The sequence below is a fragment of the Acinetobacter nosocomialis NIPH 2119 genome (genome assembly GCF_000368085.1).
Taxonomy (GTDB): domain Bacteria; phylum Pseudomonadota; class Gammaproteobacteria; order Pseudomonadales; family Moraxellaceae; genus Acinetobacter; species Acinetobacter nosocomialis.
Genome location: NZ_KB849239.1, coordinates 2,243,765 through 2,264,186, shown reverse-complemented (window position 1 = coordinate 2,264,186; position 20,422 = coordinate 2,243,765). Strand labels below are relative to the sequence as shown.

At 39.3% G+C, this 20,422-nt stretch carries 16 protein-coding genes; 10 read left to right on the top strand and 6 right to left on the bottom strand.

The features are described 5' to 3' along the window. Positions 1–70 precede the first annotated feature (70 nt). Together F984_RS14440 and F984_RS14435 are read right to left on the bottom strand one after the other, a co-directional pair. Positions 71–1,015, bottom strand: coding sequence for a tRNA dihydrouridine synthase (locus tag F984_RS14440; protein ID WP_002050334.1), 945 nt, complete (start codon positions 1,013–1,015; stop codon positions 71–73). Between the two features lie 84 nt (positions 1,016–1,099). Then, the gene (locus tag F984_RS14435; protein ID WP_000624644.1) at positions 1,100–1,909 is read right to left on the bottom strand and encodes a cytochrome C assembly family protein; all 810 of its coding nucleotides are present in this window, start codon (positions 1,907–1,909) and stop codon (positions 1,100–1,102) included. A gap of 140 nt (positions 1,910–2,049) precedes the next feature. Here F984_RS14435 and ffh point away from each other — a divergent pair, with 140 nt between their 5' ends. Continuing rightward, entirely contained in the window at positions 2,050–3,459 is a 1,410-nt protein-coding gene (ffh, locus tag F984_RS14430) for a signal recognition particle protein (RefSeq protein WP_000460622.1), read from the top strand. Between the two features lie 49 nt (positions 3,460–3,508). Here ffh and F984_RS14425 read toward each other — a convergent pair whose 3' ends face one another. Together F984_RS14425 and F984_RS14420 are read right to left on the bottom strand one after the other, a co-directional pair. Continuing rightward, on the bottom strand, positions 3,509–4,243 hold the full coding sequence (locus tag F984_RS14425; protein WP_004710340.1) for a pantothenate kinase: 735 nt from the start codon (positions 4,241–4,243) through the stop codon (positions 3,509–3,511). Between the two features lie 15 nt (positions 4,244–4,258). Continuing rightward, positions 4,259–5,011 (bottom strand): biotin--[acetyl-CoA-carboxylase] ligase, encoded by a 753-nt coding sequence (locus F984_RS14420; protein ID WP_004710337.1) that lies wholly within the window; start codon positions 5,009–5,011, stop codon positions 4,259–4,261. Between the two features lie 30 nt (positions 5,012–5,041). Between F984_RS14420 and F984_RS14415 the strand changes: the two genes are divergently transcribed. The 7 genes from F984_RS14415 to F984_RS14385 all read left to right on the top strand — a co-directional run bounded on the left by F984_RS14415 (position 5,042) and on the right by F984_RS14385 (position 15,625). Beyond that, positions 5,042–5,845, top strand: a complete 804-nt coding sequence (locus tag F984_RS14415) for a sulfite exporter TauE/SafE family protein (protein WP_004710335.1) — start codon at positions 5,042–5,044, stop codon at positions 5,843–5,845. Between the two features lie 248 nt (positions 5,846–6,093). Then, positions 6,094–6,789, top strand: a complete 696-nt coding sequence (locus F984_RS14410; protein ID WP_001047228.1) for a GntR family transcriptional regulator — start codon at positions 6,094–6,096, stop codon at positions 6,787–6,789. Between the two features lie 10 nt (positions 6,790–6,799). Further along, a complete protein-coding gene (gene smc, locus F984_RS14405) occupies positions 6,800–10,249 on the top strand; it encodes a chromosome segregation protein SMC (RefSeq protein WP_004710332.1) in 3,450 nt (1,149 codons plus the stop codon). 1 nt (position 10,250) lies between these two features. After that, positions 10,251–11,288: a cell division protein ZipA C-terminal FtsZ-binding domain-containing protein gene (locus tag F984_RS14400; RefSeq protein WP_004710330.1), complete on the top strand. Its 1,038-nt coding sequence runs from the start codon at positions 10,251–10,253 to the stop codon at positions 11,286–11,288. A 94-nt stretch (positions 11,289–11,382) separates the two neighbouring features. Further along, entirely contained in the window at positions 11,383–13,419 is a 2,037-nt protein-coding gene (gene ligA / locus F984_RS14395; RefSeq protein ID WP_025469339.1) for an NAD-dependent DNA ligase LigA, read from the top strand. A gap of 254 nt (positions 13,420–13,673) precedes the next feature. Beyond that, positions 13,674–14,138: a heteropolymeric bacterioferritin subunit Ftn gene (ftn, locus tag F984_RS14390; protein ID WP_001214863.1), complete on the top strand. Its 465-nt coding sequence runs from the start codon at positions 13,674–13,676 to the stop codon at positions 14,136–14,138. Between the two features lie 293 nt (positions 14,139–14,431). Then, positions 14,432–15,625 carry an MFS transporter gene (locus tag F984_RS14385; protein WP_080631648.1) on the top strand — a complete coding sequence of 398 codons (1,194 nt, stop codon included), beginning with the start codon at positions 14,432–14,434 and terminating at the stop codon, positions 15,623–15,625. Between the two features lie 67 nt (positions 15,626–15,692). Here the strand turns inward: F984_RS14385 and F984_RS14380 are convergent, their stop codons facing one another. Both F984_RS14380 and otsB read right to left on the bottom strand, forming a co-directional pair. After that, complete coding sequence (locus F984_RS14380) at positions 15,693–17,123, bottom strand: alpha,alpha-trehalose-phosphate synthase (UDP-forming) (protein ID WP_004710325.1); 1,431 nt, start codon at positions 17,121–17,123, stop codon at positions 15,693–15,695. Next, positions 17,111–17,962 (bottom strand): trehalose-phosphatase, encoded by an 852-nt coding sequence (otsB, locus tag F984_RS14375; protein ID WP_004710323.1) that lies wholly within the window; start codon positions 17,960–17,962, stop codon positions 17,111–17,113. The genes F984_RS14380 and otsB overlap by 13 nt, the downstream gene beginning before the upstream one ends. A 354-nt stretch (positions 17,963–18,316) precedes the next feature. Here otsB and F984_RS14370 point away from each other — a divergent pair, with 354 nt between their 5' ends. Together F984_RS14370 and bioA are read left to right on the top strand one after the other, a co-directional pair. Further along, complete coding sequence (locus tag F984_RS14370; protein WP_004710321.1) at positions 18,317–19,051, top strand: alpha/beta fold hydrolase; 735 nt, start codon at positions 18,317–18,319, stop codon at positions 19,049–19,051. A gap of 90 nt (positions 19,052–19,141) precedes the next feature. Next, a complete protein-coding gene (gene bioA / locus F984_RS14365) occupies positions 19,142–20,422 on the top strand; it encodes an adenosylmethionine--8-amino-7-oxononanoate transaminase (protein WP_004710320.1) in 1,281 nt (426 codons plus the stop codon).

Genomic DNA, 20,422 nt, shown 5'->3' with positions numbered 1-20,422 from the left:
CACTGAACCTGAAATACAAAAAAGAGGGTGGTTGTCTAAACAGCCACCCCCTTTTATAAATTTTAAGTAATTAGTTATGTGATGAACTGGTTTGTTGTAACTGTTGAACAATTTCATCTAAAGCTTTAATACGTTTTACTTGGTCCCATAATTCTTTCGCTTGTGGATAGGCTTTGGTCATCATACCTAACCATTGCTTATAACGACCCACCATTCCAATTTCTGTTTTTGCTTGTCCGTTTAAAAATCGAATTTGTAAGTCAACCAGTTGCTCCCAACTAAATAATGCCTCATCCATATTATTACGAATGCATTGTGTTAAATCTGGAGTCGTCACAGCACCACGGCCAATCATTAAATCTTCACAACCAGATTGTTGTTGGCAGGCTTTGGCATCGGCATTGGTCCAGATTTCGCCGTTAGCAATCACATTAATTTTTAAAGCTTCTTTAATCGGTAGAATTTTTTCCCAATAAGCTGGTGGCGTATAGCCATCTGCTTTCGTTCGCGCATGTACTGTTAGCCAGCTTGCGCCAGCATCTTCGACCGCATGCGCATTTTCCATGGTGTGGTTTTCATCAAGATAACCCAAACGCATTTTTGCTGAGACCGGAATATGTGCTGGTACTGCATCGCGAACAGCTTTAATGAGCATATGTACCACGTCTGGTTCATCAAGAAGTACCGAACCACCTCTATGACGATTAACTGTTTTGGCTGGACAACCAAAATTAAGGTCGATCGCTGGAGCACCTAGTTCAACCACTTTTGCTGCATTTGCAGCCAGCATATCTGGATTGTTCCCTAAGAACTGAACATGCACAGGTGTTCCAGCAGCTGTTTTACCATCATTTTTAAGTTCAGGGCAAAAGCTATAGTAAATGTGGTCTGGCAAAATACTGTCTGTAACGCGAATAAACTCGGTTACACACCAGTCGAAGTGACCAACAGATGTGAGTGTATCCCGCATGATCGGGTCAGTTAAACCTTCCATTGGAGCGAGTATGAGTTTCACAGCCTGAGTCACCTGAGCAAAACAAAAACAGCGTTATACGGGATATGTATAACGCTGTCTAGTAGTGCTGAAATTTTAATTATTTTATCGGCCCAATATCATCTCAAGCACAAATTTACTGCCAATAAAACCAATCGCTAATAATGCAAAACCAATTAAAGTAAAACGAATCGCTTTTTGACCGCGCCAGCCAAGTTTGTAATGGCCAATGAGTAATGAGCCATAAATAATCCATGAAATGATACTAAATACGGTTTTATGAGCGAGATGCTGAGCAAAGAAACTATCAACTGTTAAGAAGCCAAATGCCAGAGCAATGGTTAATAAAATAAAACCGGTAATAATTAAATCAAATAACAAGGACTCCATGGCCTGAATGGGCGGGAGTAAATTGACCCAGAAGCGTTTTTTTTGTTTCTTTTTGAGTTCACGGTTTTGGAACCATATCAAGATTGCATGTATGGTTGCCATGAGTAGAACCGCATAGGCCGAAAGTGAAAGAATAATATGCGTATCTAAGCCTAATGAGTGTTGTTCAATAAACTGATTTGGTTTACTAAATGCAAAACCTAAAATAAGACCAATGGCCGCTACAGGAATGCCTAATAAGTTTAAAGGTACAATCGGACGAAAAGTACTAAAAATTAAACTTAACAACAACATAAGCCATGATGTAAAAGAGACTAAATTAAAAACATCATAGTTAATTCCTAAAGGCGTGAGCATTGCATGGCATAGAACTGTGCCGTGCAGTAGCAGAGCTAAGGTCGTAACAAGAGCAAATAACCATGGGTTTGGTTCACGTTTTGACATTAAACGTATGAACAGATACCAGAAAGAAGTGGTATATGCGATGAGTGCCAAAATTGTGTAAACCAAGGGGAGGCTAATCATGTCAAACCTTTTTCAGGATTAATTCATCTAGATAAGATATAAATTCGCTGCGAACTAAAGTATCCTATAGCATTCTATGCATAAATTTTCTATTTCGAGAAAGATTTTTTTGCAACTAGCCATTTTAAGCGGATTTTGCAATGTTTGATACCTTAACAGAACGACTCACGCAGAGTTTAAGAAATGTTACTGGCTCAGGGCAGCTGACCGAAGACAATATTAAAGATACCTTACGTGAAGTACGTATGGCTCTTCTTGAAGCCGATGTCGCGTTACCTGTAACTCGTGAATTTATCGCGAAAGTTAAGGAAGAGGCATTGGGCCAAGAAGTGATGACCCAGTTATCTCCAGGCCAGGCATTTGTAAAAATTGTCTATGACGAACTCACCAAGATGATGGGTGAGGCAAATGAAACACTGGATTTAAGTGCTAAGCCTCCAGTTGTTGTATTGCTTGCTGGTTTACAAGGTGCAGGTAAAACTACAACTGCTGCCAAGCTGGCACGTTTTTTAAAAGAACGTCAAAAGAAAAAAGTAATGACCGTTTCTGCCGACGTTTACCGTCCGGCAGCGATCAAACAGTTAGAAACTGTATCAGCAGAAGTTGGTGCAGGCTTTATTCCTTCAGATCCTTCTGAAAAGCCTATTGATATCGTTAACCGTGCAATTGAACAGGCAAAAATCCAGTTTGCCGATGTGTTGATTGTCGATACAGCAGGTCGTTTACATGTCGATGAAGACATGATGGACGAAATTAAAGAATTGCATGCAGCAGTTAAGCCGACTGAAACTCTGTTCGTGGTTGATGCTATGACAGGTCAGGATGCTGCAAATACTGCTAAAGCATTTAACGATGCTTTGGCACTTACGGGCGTGATTCTTACTAAAACTGATGGTGATGCACGTGGTGGTGCAGCGCTTTCTGTTCGTGCTATTACTGGTAAGCCAATCAAGTTCTTGGGTATGGGCGAAAAGCTTGATGCCTTAGAGCCATTCCATCCGGATCGTGTTGCTCAACGTATTTTAGGTATGGGTGACGTACTTTCTTTAGTCGAAGAAGTTGAACGTAAAATCGACAAAGAAAAAGCCGAAAAAATGGCGAAAAAATTGCAAAAAGGCGGTAGCTTCAACTTTGAAGATATGCTGATGCAATTTGAGCAAATGAAAAAAATGGGCGGCATGATGGGCTTCTTAGACAAGTTGCCTGGCATGAGCGGTGCAGGAATCCAGCAAGCGATTGAGCAAGCGAATCCTGAAAAACAAGTCAAAAAAATGGAAGCAATTATCCAGTCGATGACTGTTAAAGAACGCCGTAACCCAGACTTGATGAACCCAAGTCGTAAAAAACGTATTGCGGCAGGTTGTGGTATGGATGTTGCTGAAGTGAATAAGCTTATTAAGCAACAAGCGCAAATGGCTAAAATGATGAAGAAGTTTGCGAATCCATCTGGTATGAGCAAAATGATGCGTTCATTAGGCAATATGCAAAAACAATTTGGCGGTGGTGGCGGTATGGGACCACTGTTTGGTAACAACGACCAAAAGAAATAAAACCATAAAATAAAAGGCGCTTAGAGCGCCTTTTATTTTGTTCTGTATTTTAGTCTTTAGGATAATGAGCAATATATTGTTGTAGCCCTTTAAGTAAAAGATCTTTTTCAACAGTTGGCTGGTACTTCTGTAGAAATTTAGCAAAAAGAGGAGCATCTCCACCTGTGAGGAGCAGCTTTTTAGGAGATTGCTGCATGATGCTTTCAATTGTACTAATCAGGCCTAACAAAATACCGTGGTGTACTGCATCGACTGTGTTATTGCCCGGGTTTAGATTATCAAAAGCTGAATCGGGAATTTTAATACCTTTAGTATTTTGAATGAGTGCATCGCGCTGCAAATAAAGGTTTGGCAGAATATAACCGCCTAAATGCTGTTTGCCCTTGGTTAAATCAATAGTAAGCGCTGTTCCGCAACCAATAATACAATAGTTTTCTTTTTCCTCAGCAACAGCCAATACTTGTAACCAGCGGTCAATCCCGAGCTGACTCGGGACTTCATAGCCACATTGTAAGCCTGCATATTCCGAATGAACTTTGGCAAAAACAACAGGAATTTCAAGCCATTTTAAAATCTGCTGAATACGCTGATTGTTTTCGGTATCGAGAACCGAAGAAATCCCAATACGATGTAAACCTTGATGCTTAAAGTGTTGGATTAATCCAAGTAATAAATCGGCAGGCGACTGCAAATGTAACTCAGCTGCATGCTCAATAATTTGCTGATTTTCAGTAATCCAGTATTTTAAACGGGTGTTTCCGATATCAAGCCATAAACTTTTCATGGGAAAAATACCTGATTACTGAGTGGTTTGTGGTCTTAGACGACCTTGATAAAACTGCTGTGGTTCAGGAGTTTCAAGAATCACCGCACCTTCATTAGAGATTCCAACGAAACGGCCATATATCAGTCCTTGACTATGTTCGAACTGAACTAACTGATTAAGCCATGCTGCATGGTGGTTAAAACGGCCTGCCAAGTTGTAGCAACCATGATCAAACCAGCGAGCTGCATTTTGAATTGCAACATAAAGTTCTGAAATTAACTCAAGACGACCCATTTGTTCTAGACCTAAATCTTCTAGAGACGTGATCGATTGATCGCTATCAGTTACTGGAGGTGTTTTTAAATTAATACCTACACCCACAATAGCCTGATGCTGGGAAAGTGGTTCGACCAAAATTCCGCCCCATTTTCCTTGCGTACTGTACAAATCATTCGGCCATTTTACTTGTAAGCTTAAAGGCTGTAACTGTGGAATTTGCAGAATATTTAGAGCAACTTCAAGTGCTAAGCGACCATCTAAGGGTGTTCGAGTTTGCACCAATGTGCTTAAATAAATGTTTCCTTCAGGTGAAATCCATTGCCGTTGATGTTGACCTCGCCCTTGAGTTTGTTGAGCACTGCAAACCAAGCCTGTTGTAATGCCTTTTTGGGCAATTTCACGAATATCATCATTGGTCGAAGTTGTGGTTGCTTTTAATAAAACCACTTCTGGAAGCTGGTTTTTTGCGCTTAAAAGTTGTTGTAGTTGGCGAGTCTCTAAATCCATGTTGAATATGAGCAGAGTGGTAAAACATTTATGGAGTTAATCATATATTTACTCATTGGCGCAATTGCTGGTTTTACTGCCGGATTGTTTGGAGTTGGCGGTGGACTAATTATTGTACCAATCCTCTATGTCGTTTTTACCCAGTTGCACTATGATCCGGCAGTAATCATGCATATTGCAGTCGGAACCTCCTTAGCAACCATTATTGTGACGTCTTTTAGTTCTGTTTCTGCCCATCATAAAAAAGGTGCAGTTCTTTGGCCTGTTTTTCGTAATCTAGCACCCGGTCTTGTTCTAGGCTCATTTTTAGGCGCAGGCATTGCCGATCTTTTATCTGGTCAGCATTTACAGCTTCTGATTGGTGTTTTTGCAGTTGTGATGGCCTATCGCATGTTTAAAGGCGCAAATGTGGTTGTTGACCCAACACGTCAGCTTCCTTCAACACCTATGCAATTTATGGCAGGTGGTGGTATTGGTATTGCCTCTGCAATTTTTGGTATTGGAGGCGGTAGCTTAACTGTTCCATATTTAAACCGTCATGGTGTAGTCATGCAAAAAGCAGTCGCGACTTCTGCCGCTTGTGGTTTACCTATTGCTGTAGCGGGTGCAATTGGCTTTATGTGGTTTGGTGCTAAAGAGCACATTTCTGTACCTAATACGATTGGGTATGTGCACATCTATGCTTTTATTGGTATTAGTGTCATGAGTTTTGTGACCGCTAAACTTGGGGCCAAGGTTGCACACGCATTGTCACCACAAATGCTAAAAAAATGCTTTGCTTGTTTGTTAGTCGTGGTAGGCAGTTATTTTATTTATAAAGGTTTTATGAATTAAAAACGTTTTATTAAAAAATATAGAAAAGGAAGCTTAGACTCTCACAGTTTAAGCTTTTTTTATTTGAAGATTTAAACAGACTAAAGCTGAGTTTTTCATCCGATTTCTGTATGGATTTTGGGCGGGTTGGCTTAAAATGCAATAAAATTGTCAGACAATGACATAGTTTTTAATGGATGGGATCAGTTAAAAACAAGGATGCGAAAGAAAAGCATGGATTAATGCATATAAAAAGTAGCGGGTGATTTATGAATCTCGAAGAGACAGAGAGTCTTTCTGAGCAAATTGTCAAATATATTAGCGAACAGATTATTAGCGGCGAATTGGTCGAAGGCGAACGCATACAAGAGCTTCGTATTGCGAAAGAGCTTGATGTAAGCAGGGGGTCAGTTCGTGAAGCATTATTATTGCTTGAACGTACGCATCTCATTGAAATTTTTCCACGTCGGGGTGCAATTGTTTCAGAAATGTCGGCACAACAGGTTAAAGCGTTATTTGATACAAATATGATGTTATTGGGGCATATTGTACAACGCATCAGTGAAACATGGCGCGCCCATGAAGCTGATCAATTACAGCTCTTGTTAGAACAGCTTCTTGAGCATGTAAAAGCAGGCGATATCGAAAAATTCTACGATGCCATTTTCCAATATCTGGCTGAACAGCAAGATATGGTCGGTAATCCTTATTTAATGAAATTTTATAAAGAATTATTACCTTCGCTACGTCGTAGTTATTTTTTGACGCTAAATACCTCTAAAAGGGAACTGCAAGAAGCGTTTGCATTATTTAAACTCGTGACTGATGCAATTTTGATCCGAAAATCACAACAAGCCGCTTTATTTATGGAAGATTTTTGTCGACACTTACGTAACCTTGTGTTGGAATCGCTGACACGAATGAAACAGATTGAATTGGCTTGGGCGAGACGCTCACGCCGTTAGTTAGGGCATTATGCGTTTAAGCAGTTTAAAACTTTCCGGCTTTAAATCTTTTGCAGATAGTACAACTTTAAATTTTAAGGCGAACCGCACAGCAGTGGTTGGTCCAAATGGTTGTGGCAAATCCAATGTTATTGATGCGATCCGCTGGGTGATGGGGGAGTCAAACGCTCGTCAGCTGCGTGGTGGTAGCATGCAAGATGTTATTTTTACCGGAACATCCAAGCGTAAGCCAGTGGGTGTTGCCAGTGTAGAACTGCGTTTTGACAATACCTATGGCAAATTAGGCGGAGCTTATAACGCTTATAATGAGCTCGCTGTTCGTCGTCAGGTGACTCGAGAAGGTAAATCTGAATATTTCTTAAATGGTACACGTTGCCGTCGCCGTGATATTACTGACATTTTCTTGGGAACGGGTTTAGGGCCACGCTCTTACGCAGTCATTGAACAGGGCATGATTAATCGTTTGGTTGATGCCAAGCCTGAAGAAATGCGTATTTTCATTGAAGAGGCAGCGGGTGTTTCCCGTTATCAGGCACGTCGCCGCGAAACCTTGCAGCACCTTGAACATACGGAGCAAAACCTTTCACGCTTGGAAGATATTGCGCTTGAGTTAAAATCTCAGCTTAAAACACTTAAGCGTCAGTCAGAAGCTGCGGTTCAATATAAAACATTAGAAAGCCAGATTCGTACACTCAAAATTGAAATTTTGTCTTTCCAGGCAGAGAAAAGTGTACGCCTACAAGAAGAATATACAGTTCAAATGAATGAACTGGGCGAAACTTTTAAATTAGTTCGCTCTGAGCTAAGTACGATTGAACATGATTTAGAATCTACCAGTGCTTTATTTCAGCGACTTATTCAGCAATCTTCACCACTACAACAAGAGTGGCAGCAAGCTGAAAAAAAATTATCTGAACTTAAAATGACTCTAGAACAAAAACAGAGTTTATTTCAGCAAAACAGTACAACTCTTGTTCAATTAGAACAACAAAAAGCTCAGACGAAAGAGCGTTTACAACTTTCCGAACTACAGCTTGAAACACTGAATAGTCAGTTAGAAGAACAAACTGAAGCTTTAACGGCAATTGAGCATACAGCAGCTGAAGCAGAGCAAAATTTTGCCGGTTTACAATCACAGCAGCGGCAAGCGCAGCAACAATTTGAGCAAGTAAAAGCTCAGGTTGAAAAACAACAGCAGCAAAAAATGCAAATGTCTGCTCAAATCGAGCAATTAGGCAAAAATGTTCAGCGCATTGAACAGCAAAAAGAAACACTGCAACATCAAGCCAACCAGATCCAATCGAAAGTACATGAAGATGAACAAGGCGAGCTTGAGCAATTGCAACAGCAGCTTAGTCGTGAAATCTCGACCTTAGAGGCTGATATTGAGCAGTATGTGCAGCGTATTGAACAAGCTCAACAAGTGCATCAAGCAAATAAAAACCAGCAGCAAACGTTAAAAACAGAAATACAGGTTTTATTATCTGAGCAGAAAAACTTAAGCCAGCTTGTTGCTAAACAAAGTCCAAAGCAAAACCAAGATACGCTACGTTTAATGCAGGCTCTAGAGTTAACGGAGCAGGGTAAGCCACATGCACAGATTATTGAAAAGTTTTTAGCAAAATGGTTGCAGGCACATATTGTTGAAACTGAACAAGCCTTTCAGGAAGGAATTGCTCGCCAGTTAAAACCTTCAGAGCAATCAAGCAAATTTAAGGGCAACCTGACTTGCTTGAATGATTGGATTGCGTCACCACAGCTTTCAATATTTTCCAATGTGGCGATTGCACAAGATTTATCTCATGCTTTAAATGAACAAAAGCAATTGCAACATGGCCAGTCTATTTTGACTTTAGATGGTTATCATGTTGGGCAAGATTGGGTAATTGCTCTTATGTATGATGACGAAAGTCAAAGTGCGCAAGGTATGCTCAGTCATCGTATTCGTCTAGACGAAATTGAACAAGTTCTTCACAAGCAGCAACCTGAACTACAAGCATTAGATGAAACGGTAGTTCAGGAAAAAGAAAAACTTACACAGCTACAAGCTGACTTACAGCAGAAACAACAAACCATTAAACAAAAGCAAAAAGACTTGCAACAGCTAGATGTTCAAATTGCTAAACAGCAAACCGCAGCACAAGCATTTTTATTACAAAAACAACAATTGAAAGATCAACTCGCTCAGTTAGATATGCAGCTTGAAGAAGATGCAATGCAAAAAGACGATCTTGAAATTGATTTGCATGCATTAGCAATGAAGCTTGAAACCATTTTACCTGACTATAAAACTTTGCAATTTCAGGTAGAAGAATTAACAGAGCAGCTTGAAGAACAGCAACAAGTCTTACAACAGCAACAACAAGAACGTGAGATTTTACGCCGTAATAGTACGCAGACAACTCAACAGATTGAACTACTTGAAAAAGATATTTCGTTCTTGCAGAGCCAATATCAACAAATTGCAGCGCAAATGGAACAGGCGAAAAAGTTTGTTGACCCTATTCAGTTAGAGTTGCCAAATCTTGAGTCGGAGTTTCAACAACAATTTGCTCAAACCGAGAAGTTGCAAAAGACATGGAATGAATGGCAGATTGAGCTTAATAGTGTTCAAGAGAAGCAACAAACGCTTACAGACCAACGTCATCAATACCAACAGCAAGATGAAAAGCTTAGAGAGCAGCTTGAAGCCAAGCGTTTAGCATGGCAAGCAGCTAAGTCTGATCGTGAGCACTATCAAGAACAGCTCAAAGAGTTAAATGCCGAGCTTCAAACGGGCTTGAAAATAGATTTAACTGAACACCAGCAAAAACTGGAAAAAGTACAGAAACAGTTTGAAAAAATCGGTGCAGTTAACTTAGCTGCTTCACAAGAGTTTGAAGAAGTTTCTCAGCGTTTTGATGAGTTGAGCCACCAGATTCAAGACTTGGAAAATACGGTAACTCAGTTAAAAGATGCAATGAAGAGCATTGACCAAGAAACCCGTAAGTTGTTTATGTCGACTTTTGATCAGATTAATCAAGAGTTACAAAATCTATTTCCAAAAGTTTTTAATGGTGGTGAAGCCAGCTTAAGTCTTGAGGATGATTGGCAATCTGGGGTTAAGCTCATGGCGAGACCACCGGGTAAGAAAAACAGTTCTCTAGCATTACTTTCCGGTGGAGAAAAAGCGTTAACAGCGTTAGCATTAGTATTTGCTATTTTCAGGTTAAATCCGGCACCGTTTTGTGTACTCGATGAAGTGGACGCTCCACTCGACGATGCGAATGTACAGAGATATTGTAATTTGGTAAAAGAGCTTTCTGAACATGTACAATTCATTTACATTACACATAATAAGCTGGCGATGACCATGGCAACTGACTTGTTAGGTGTAACCATGCCTGAACCAGGTACATCAAAATTAGTCACTGTCAATTTAGAACAGGCAAAAGAATACGGGTTAGTTTCGGAGTCATAGAATGGAAATCAATACGATTATTGGCATCGTTGTTGCCATTATTATCATGCTAATTGGCTTAAGAATGATTTTAAAAAAGCCGAACCATGCTGAACCCTCGCTAGACAGTGATTTACATATTAATCCTGAAAGTAATCAACCAGTTATCCCTCGTCATGTACGAGATCAACTTGAACAGCCAGAAGTTGCTGTTACGTCAGCAGCCGTTGCTGAACGCGTAGAACCAACTTTAAGCGATCAGGAACAGCCAAAAGAAAAGGAAACAAAAGAAGTAGAACAGGCTTCCCAAGCTCAAACAGTCCAGACACAAGTACCCGTTGAAAATACGCCAGTAGAAGTAGAAGAAGTTAAAGCTGAAGAAAATACTGTTAGCCCAACTCTAAGTGAAAATAGTTCAGTTGAGTTAGTCGATACCGTTTCTGCTGAACCAGAAGTTGTTGGCTCATCAGAACAAAAAGTTGCAGAAGAGCAACCGAAAATTGAGCCGGAATTAAGCTTAAACCCAAATATTGAAACGGCTGAAATTGCTGAGTTTGAAGGTGAAAGTAATATTCTGGATGTACATCTACATGAGCAACAACGTTTTGACGACGAAAGTGCGTTGGCAATGGCTGAACAGATTATTGCATTAAATGTTTATCCAAATCCGCGCCGTGCATTATCGGGTGATAAAGCACTGAAAGTACTTTTAAAATATGGTCTACGTTACGGTGAAATGTCTTGTTTCCATCGTTATGAAAATACAGATGAACCAAGTGCACTCATGTTCTCTGTACTTCGTATGACCGATAATGGTCCTGCTGGTTTCGATTTAGAAACTTTATCTGCTGAACAAGTTCAAGGTTTGGCATTTTTCCTTGCACTTCCAAACAGTAAAGCCGTGACAGGTTTTGACATGATGACCAGTATTGCAGGCCTTATTGCTCGTGAAATTGATGGTAAGGTTTATGATGAAAATAACCTTGAATTTACGCCACAGTTAAAAGAACATTGGCGCCATCATGTGATTGATTATCGTCCAGCACAGGCAACAGCCTAGTTTAAATTTTTGGTATAGGTTGCGATAATTGCAATATATCTAGTCGCAGCTCAGGGTGGAGAAATTTCCACCCTTTTTTATGGTGAATAAAATAATGGCAATAACTTCCGTGATCGAACAGATGCGTCAGCTTATTCAACTGATTGCAAAGCATAACCATGCCTACTATGTCATGGATCAGCCGACAATCTCGGACAGTGAATATGATCATTTATTTCATCAGTTAAAAGCTTTAGAAGAGCAATATCCGGAACTTGTACAAACCGATTCACCAACTACGAAAGTAGGTGGTCAAGCGCTTTCAAAATTCGAAAGTGTGACGCATGTGGTGCCAATGCTTTCACTTGGTAACGTATTTAATCAAGAAGATTTATTTGCATTTGCACGCCGTGTAGAAGAGCGACTACCAAACCAGAAAGTACAATATGAAGTTGAGTTAAAACTTGATGGTCTTGCAATTTCACTATGGTATGAAAATGGCGTACTGGTTCGTGGTGTAACTCGTGGGGATGGTGAAACTGGCGAAGATATTACTCAAAACGTTAAAACCATTCGTAACTTACCTAAAGTTCTGCATTCAGAAAAATACGAAATTCCGCGCTTGCTCGAAGTACGGGGTGAAGTACTCATGCCGAAGTCTGGTTTTGAAAAACTCAATGCCGATCAGGAAGCAAAAGGGGAAAAAACTTTCGCTAACCCTCGAAACGCAGCTGCAGGAAGTTTAAGACAACTTGATCCAAATATTGCTGCTGGTCGACCTTTGGCATTTTACGCGTATGGAATTGCACAATGTGAACCAAATCATGGCCTCACCACTATGCATGATAGCTTGCAATGGTTAACGGAACTTGGATTCCAAATTGCTGAGCGTCAGTACTTGTGTAATTCAATTCAAGAAGTACAGCAGCGTTATGAGCAAATTCAGCAAGAACGTCCAAGCCTCCAAGTTGAAATTGATGGCATGGTCGTAAAGGTCGATGACTTAAAACAACAACAGCAGCTTGGTTTCTTAAGCCGAGAACCACGCTGGGCAACCGCTTATAAATTCCCTGCACAAGCCGCTCTTACGACTGTTGAGCAAATTGACTGGCAAGTAGGGCGTACAGGGACTTTAACGCCTGTAGCACGCTTAAACCCTGTTTTTGTGGGTGGTGTGACTGTCTCTAACGTGACTTTGCATAATATTGGAGAAATTCACCGTCTAGATGTACGCGTTGGAGATACTGTAAGTGTTTACCGTACGGGTGACGTAATTCCTAAAGTAGAAAAAGTTTGGCCAGAGTTCCGTCCTGTTGAAGCAGAAGTTGTTCATTTACCAGAGTCTTGCCCAGTATGTGCATCTCCTGTAGTGATGCCTGAAGGTGAGGCTCTCGCACGTTGTTCAGGCGGTTTATATTGTGCTGCACAGCGTATTGAAGCCATTCGCCACTTCGTATCGCGTAAAGCGATGGATATCGAGGGCTTGGGAGATCGTTGGGTAGAATCTTTATTACGTCTCGATTTACTTAAAGATGTGGCTGATATTTACCATTTGCATGAACACAGAGAAACACTGTTGGGCATTGAAAAAATGGGAGAAAAGTCAGTACAGAACTTAATAGATGCGATCGAAGCAAGTAAGAAAACAACTCTAGCACGTTTTATTTATGCCTTAGGTATTCGTGGAGTAGGTGAAACAACGGCTAGAATGTTAGCAAATACCTTCCAAACGCTTGAGGCCCTTAAAGCTGCGAATGTAGAAGCTTTAAAGAAAACCCCAGATGTTGGTGATATTACAGCTGAATGGATTGCTGATTTCTTCTTGGCACCGCATAACATTGAAGTACTTGATCGTTTAATTGCCGCGGGTATTCATTGGGATGCGCCAACTGCACCAACACGCCAGCCCTTAAATGGTGAAAGCTGGGTACTTACAGGCACATTAGAGCAAATGACCCGTGATCAGGCCACTCAAATGCTACAAGCATTAGGGGCGCGCGTAAGCGGTAGCGTATCAAGCAAAACGAAGTGTGTGGTTGCAGGTGAAAAGGCCGGTTCAAAATTAGAAAAAGCTGCGAAATTAGGTATTCCTGTCATGAATGAAACAGATTTCTTATCACTCATGGCGAGTTATGGGCAGACTTTGAGCTAAAATACTTAGAGAAATAAGAACCATTGATTTTAGTTACAAATTTATAAATTGATGGTTTATGCCATATTTGAACGCTTGTCTGAGCTTATAAATCCGACAAGCGTTTCTTTTTGCAAAGGAAATTTAAATAACTTAAACTGCAAATGCGTATGTTTCTCATTTTAATTTGATAAAAATCATAAACTTAACTATTTTTTATTTTGCAATCATTTTTAAGATTGCCCATAATAGACTCATACGATAGGAGATTTATTATGCGTGGCAATCCAGAAGTCATAGACTATTTAAATATGCTCATTGGCGGAGAGTTGGCTGCCCGTGATCAATATTTAATCCATTCTCGTATGTATGAAGATTGGGGTCTAAACAAGATTTATGAGCGTATTGACCATGAGATGCAAGAAGAAGCTTCTCACGCCGATGCAATCATTCGTCGTGTATTGTTTTTAGGTGCTAAACCAAATATGCACCGTGAAGATATCAATGTTGGTACAGACGTTGTATCTTGCTTAAAAGCTGATTTAGCACTTGAATATCATGTGCGTGAAAAATTAGCGACAGGTATTAAACTTTGTGAAGAAAAAGGCGACTACATTAGTCGTGACATGTTACGTCAACAATTATCAGATACTGAAGAAGACCATACTTATTGGCTTGAAAAACAGTTGCGTTTAATTGAACTGATAGGCCTGCAAAATTATATTCAGTCTCAAATTTAATGATGTGAAAAACCCAGCTTAAGCTGGGTTTTTTATTTGCTTATTTTAATAAAATGAAGTCAATGATTAGATGTTAATAATGTCAAATTGAATATATTCAAAGCCTTACTATATAAGGCTTTGGCAGTTACAAAAAAGTCAGAAAATTTGTATCAGACCCCATGTTTTTTTTGTGGAATTGGATATAATTTCGCCAACAAAAACCCTTGCCTGGAACTTAATAAGGCAGGGGTTTTTCTATGGGGAATCGGTTGGTATGGATCGCCAATGGTTTTATGGTGAGCTTCGCGTATATGTTATTTTCCAAACCTGCTGTTTTAGATACAGCTACTCTCTTAAGCACACAACGATTAGCAACTCGTCTTAGCTTTTTTAGCTTGGGCTTTGCGATATCTGCTTGGGCACCACTCATTCCTTATGCACAGCAACGTTTAAACCTAAATCATGCAAATTTTGGTTTATTGCTGCTTTGTATGGGAATCGGCTCAATGATTGCTATGCCTGCGACAGGGGCTTTAGTTAAGCGTTGGGGATGTCGTCCATTAATTGCTGTGGCGACCATACTATTAATGGTATTACTACCAAGTTTAACGATCTGGCATAGTCTTGTATCGATGGCTGTGGCGTTATTTATTTTTGGTACAGCAGCAGGCAGCCTTGGCGTTGCTATTAATTTGCAGGCAGTTGTGGTGGAAAAACACAGCTTACGTGCGCTTATGTCTAGTTTCCATGGTATGTGCAGCCTTGGTGGTTTAATAGGCGCCATGCTCATCACCACGCTACTAGCAATTGGCCTTTCACCACTCATGAGTACGCTATCTGTGGTCATGATTTTAATGGTCGTGAGCTTTGTTGCTATTCCATCTGCTTTAACAACATTTGAGCAAGATGAACAAGGTGCAGCTGAAATAACTGACGCACCTAAAAAAACTTCGCGCCCGAATGGTGCGATCCTGTTGATTGGAATGATGTGTTTTATTGCTTTCTTGTCAGAAGGTGCAGCAATGGACTGGGGTGGTATTTATTTGACCAGTAAATATCATCTTAACCCTGCTTTTGCTGGGCTGGCCTATACTTTCTTCGCGCTTAGTATGACAAGTGGTCGTTTTGCAGGGCATCTCTTGTTAAAACAATGGGGTGAGAAAACTATTGTGACTTATAGTGCAATTGTTGCAGCCCTTGCTATGGTTACTATTGTGATGGCACCTGTTTGGCAAGTTGTCGTATTGGGTTATGCACTTTTGGGTTTAGGCTGTTCTAATATTGTACCAGTCATGTTCTCTCGTGTTGGACGCCAAAATGATATGCCGAAGGCTGCGGCACTATCTTTAGTGTCAACGATTGCTTATACAGGTTCATTAAGTGGTCCTGCCTTAATTGGCTTGATTGGCCAGTGGACCAGTCTAACCACAGTGTTATCTGGGGTAGCGGTTTTATTAACTATGATTGCCATACTCAATCGCTTTACTCTTGTAAAGGCAAAATAACTTAAGTCAATTTACCAACCGATAGAACATCGAGAAAAACTTCTCGATGTTCTATAAGCTTAAATCATTACCAAACATGATAGATGGGTTGGTACTTGTCTTGTAATGACAACTTAGTCTTCGTAAAGGTTGGAGCATTTTCAAGATCTTTCAAGAAATTATTTCTCCAATCGCTAAGGTCAGTGGCTGCCAGACCTTCTATTAACTGTTCATAACGATTAATACGTTCAGCTTTAGGCATCTCTAGAGCGGTTTTTAGAGTATCCATCATCGCTGCCCGATCTAATGGGTCAACAATTAAGGCCTGAGTCATTTGCTCAGCAGCACCGGCATATTTAGATAAGATCAGCACACCTGGGTTCTCTGGATCTTGAGCCGCGATATATTCTTTTGCGACCAAGTTCATACCATCCCGTAATGAGCTAATCCAGCAAATGTCAGAACGACGATAAATATGCATCAAACTGTCATGTTGAACAGTGTCGTAGCAACAATCAATTGGACGCCAGTCTTCGTGTGCAAACTCTTCATTAATCAGTTCTAACTTGGTTTTAAATCGTTGGTATAAGCGTTGATAAGCCGGAATATCTGTACGTGAAGGTGTTGCAACTTGAAGGTGGCGTACCAGTCCATGATATTCGGGGTTAGTTTCCAAGAAGGTCGCAAATGCATTGAAGCGTTCAAGCAGACCTTTTGAATAATCAATCCGGTCAACGCCAATAATGGTTTTTTGACGTGGTATATCTTCAAAGTTAAATACATAGGGAGTATGAAATGCCTGTTGTGCTTGGCGCTGAATAAGTTCTGGTTGCACGCCAATAGGGTAGGACTTTATGAGTACTTGACGTTTTTTATAGCTGATTCGGTCACTTAGTATTTTTTGAGCTTCAAGTAAGCCCATACACGTTTGCATACAGGTGTTTTGATCGGCTTGGGTTTGTAGGCCAACTACATCATATTGGCAAAGGTCTTGTACCAACTGCAGTGCAACTGGAATTTTGCGCCAAATGTTTAAGCTTGCGAAAGGAATATGCAAAAAGAAACCGATTTTATTTTGCATACCTAATTCACGACAATGACGAGCTACACTAAAAAAGTGATAGTCATGTACCCAAATCAGATCATCAGGCTGAGCAATCTCTTTTAATTTTTCAGCAAATAAACGGTTAACCCTTTGGTAAGTATTATATTCTTCAGCATCATATTCGATCAGTTCATCTCGATCATGCATGGCAGGCCATAAAACTTTGTTAGCAAAACCGCAGTAGTACTGTGCATATTGCTGATGTGTAAGAGGGCAGGTAATGTAGTCAATTCCATGAGAATATGCCTGATCGAATTCAGGCGCTTCAGTATCGGTAATTTGCTGACCGTTCCAGCCTAACCAAATGCCGTTACTATCATTTAATGCATCTTGTACAGCTACTGCAAGGCCACCTGCGGAGGCCTTACCTGATGGCATACTTATTCGATTCGATAACACGATTAATTTAGACATATTTGTTCTCCATTCTGATCTTGACTATTTTTGACGTATAACTTTTTTATTTTTTCTAGAAAGAAAAAAAGAAAATTAGAAACGCTGTTAATATCTTTTAATCTATAGTGAGCTTCTGTTTCACCAGAACCTACTTTAATTGAAGTGCCAAATTGTTGATTAATAAAAGTGAAACCCGATTCATCCGTTAAATCATCTCCAATAAATATTGGGTGAATTAATGGTAAATCAAGATGGTCTAATATTGTTTGAATTGCTTTACCTTTATCTGCCTGTTTAGGTAATAACTCAATGACAAATTTACCTTTATTTAATTTTAATTGAGGATGGAAATATTTAATTTGTTGCATAATATAAATTGCATTATCTTCTAATTCTGGTTTTTTTCGATAATGTAAAGCAATAGAATGTCCTTTATCCTCAATTAATAAATCGGGATATTTTTCACAAGATTTTATAATATCTTCTTTTAATTTTTTGAAATTAATATTGCTTAAATCTGGACGAATATAATTGTCGGAATCAAAATAAATATCTAAACCATGTAAGCCAGCTATAGGAATTTCAATAGACTGAAATAGCTTACTAGCTGTTTCAACATCACGTCCTGTTACAGCAATCACTGGTATATTTAATTCAATAATTTTTTTTATAACTTCTAATGTAGTATTAGGTATAAAACTATGCTCAGGATGAATTTGAAATGGAGCTAATGTTCCATCAATATCCAGAAATAAACAATAATTTTTATCTATAGGTAAGGTGTTTATAATATCGTTGGGTGTAACAAAATATGTATCTTTTTCTCTCCCGTCAGATATTTCACTTTGAGTATTCATATTAATCCGCCCCTTATTTTGATCATTAATTAATCTTCTAACATTAAAATGAATTGATGAGTCATTTTTTTTAATAAAAAAACATAAGTATTAACATTAATTACATTGCACAATGGATTTATGGGGGAAGTGTGGATTATGTTGTTTTTTGATTTGCTTCAATGTTTAGATAATTAAAATTTTGTATATTTAATATAAATATTTTAGCTCTTGTATATCAATATATTTCAGAATATTTATCTACTATAAATGACTGATTTTACTTTTTGAAATTCAAGCGTTCTGTTGATTTTAAAAGATATTTAGAATTGAACTTCATATATAATCTTCCTAAAGTTGACTGTGGATAGGCACATGAAGTTACAAAATAAAATTTTATTGATTACAGGGTGGGGAGTAGGTATAGAACCTTTGCAATCGTTAAAATTGGGTTTAAATAAATTTGGCTATGGCACACAACTGATTAATATTTTTAATGTTTTAGATAGTAGCTTTCAAGCACAGCTTGATTTAGTGGCTGAAGTTGATGTGGTAATAGGCTGGTCCTTAGGTGGGCAATTAGCAACTCAACTGGTTGATATTTTTTACAAGCAAACAGGGCAAACAAAAATATTAATTACGCTCGCGTCGAATCCTTGTTTTGTTGCTCATGATAATTGGCAAACCGCAATGCCTGCTGATGTATTTAGTCAATTTAAAGGGTCTTTTTTACAGAACCCACAAGCCACTTTAAAGCGTTTTTATTATTTGATTACACTTGGCTCATCTCAAGCGAAACAAGATTGGATGAGCGTACAAAACATCGCAAATCCACCCGCACAGGAAATACTGGTAGACGGTTTAAAAATGCTAGAACAGTTAAACTTGGTAGATAACTTGAAAAATTATCCAGGTCTACAGCTTCACCTGTTTGCTGAACAAGATAATGTCATTCCTTGCAAAATTATCGATAATTTTAAGGATTTCGCTACAGAAAACATGACTTATAAGTTGCTAAAAGACACTACGCACGCTTTTCCTTACTTGCAGGCTGAAAGAACAATTGAAGAAATCTGCCAATTTTTAACAATTCATCAGCAAAGTTCATAAGCTTTGGTTGATCTCGCAATTTTCTTTCATTCTTAACAGGTTTAACATGTGTTAAATGAAAGATTTGATTGCTGTAAAAGGGTATAGAGGATGACCGATAATTTTGATTTGGAACATATTTGGCATCCATATACTTCAATGACCCAACCTTTACCCACATTTAAAGTGAAGCGTGCCTATGGGGCAACGATTGAACTTGATGATGGTAGAACTTTAATTGATGGTATGTCGTCTTGGTGGTGTGCAATACATGGTTATAACCACCCTGAACTTAATCAAGCAGTGACCGATCAACTACAAAACATGTCACATATCATGTTCGGTGGTTTGACTCACGATCCTGCTATTGAGCTTGGTAAAATTCTTTTAAAAATTACCCCACCAAGTCTCGATAAAATTTTCTATGCAGATTCAGGTTCGGTCGCTGTTGAGGTTGCTTTAAAAATGGCTGTGCAATTCTGGACAGCACAGGGAAAACCACAAAAAACAAACTTTATTACCACACGGTCCGGTTACCACGGCGATACATGGAATGCGATGTCTGTGTGTGATCCTGTGACAGGTATGCATCAGATTTTTGGTACCAGCTTACCGAATCGTCTTTTTGTAGCAGCACCAAAAACTAAATTTAATGAAGAATGGAACCAAGAAGATATTGCCGAGCTAGAGCAAGCTATTCAGCAAAATCATGAAAACCTTGCTGCACTCATTATTGAGCCGATTGTTCAAGGTGCAGGGGGCATGCGCTTTTATCATCCTGAATATTTACGTCAGGCTAAAGCGCTTTGTGAAAAATATCATCTGTTGTTAATTTTCGATGAAATTGCTACCGGTTTTGGTCGTACAGGTAAGCTTTTTGCTTGGGAACATGCTCAAGTCGAGCCAGATATTATGTGTCTAGGTAAAGGGCTAACGGGCGGTTATTTGACTTTGTCTGCGACTTTAACGACAAAGCATGTTGCTGAAACCATTAGTCGCGGTGAGGCTGGGGTATTTATGCACGGCCCAACTTTTATGGCCAATCCACTCGCTTGTGCCGTTGCTTTAAAAAGTACGCAATTATTAATTGAGCAAGATTGGCAGGCCAATATTAAGCGAATTGAGCAACAACTTAGCCAATATTTAACGCCTTTAAATCAGCTTGACTATGTTGCTGATGTACGAGTGCTCGGTGCAATTGGTGTGGTAGAACTCACCTTTAATGTCGATATGAAAACTTTACAGCAACAATTTGTAGAGCGTGGAATCTGGATTCGTCCTTTTGGCAAACTGGTTTATGTGATGCCACCTTATGTTATTACTCAACAAGAGTTAAGTGACTTGCTTGAACAGTTGGTTGAAGTAGTTAAAACGATGCAGGGGGCACATTAA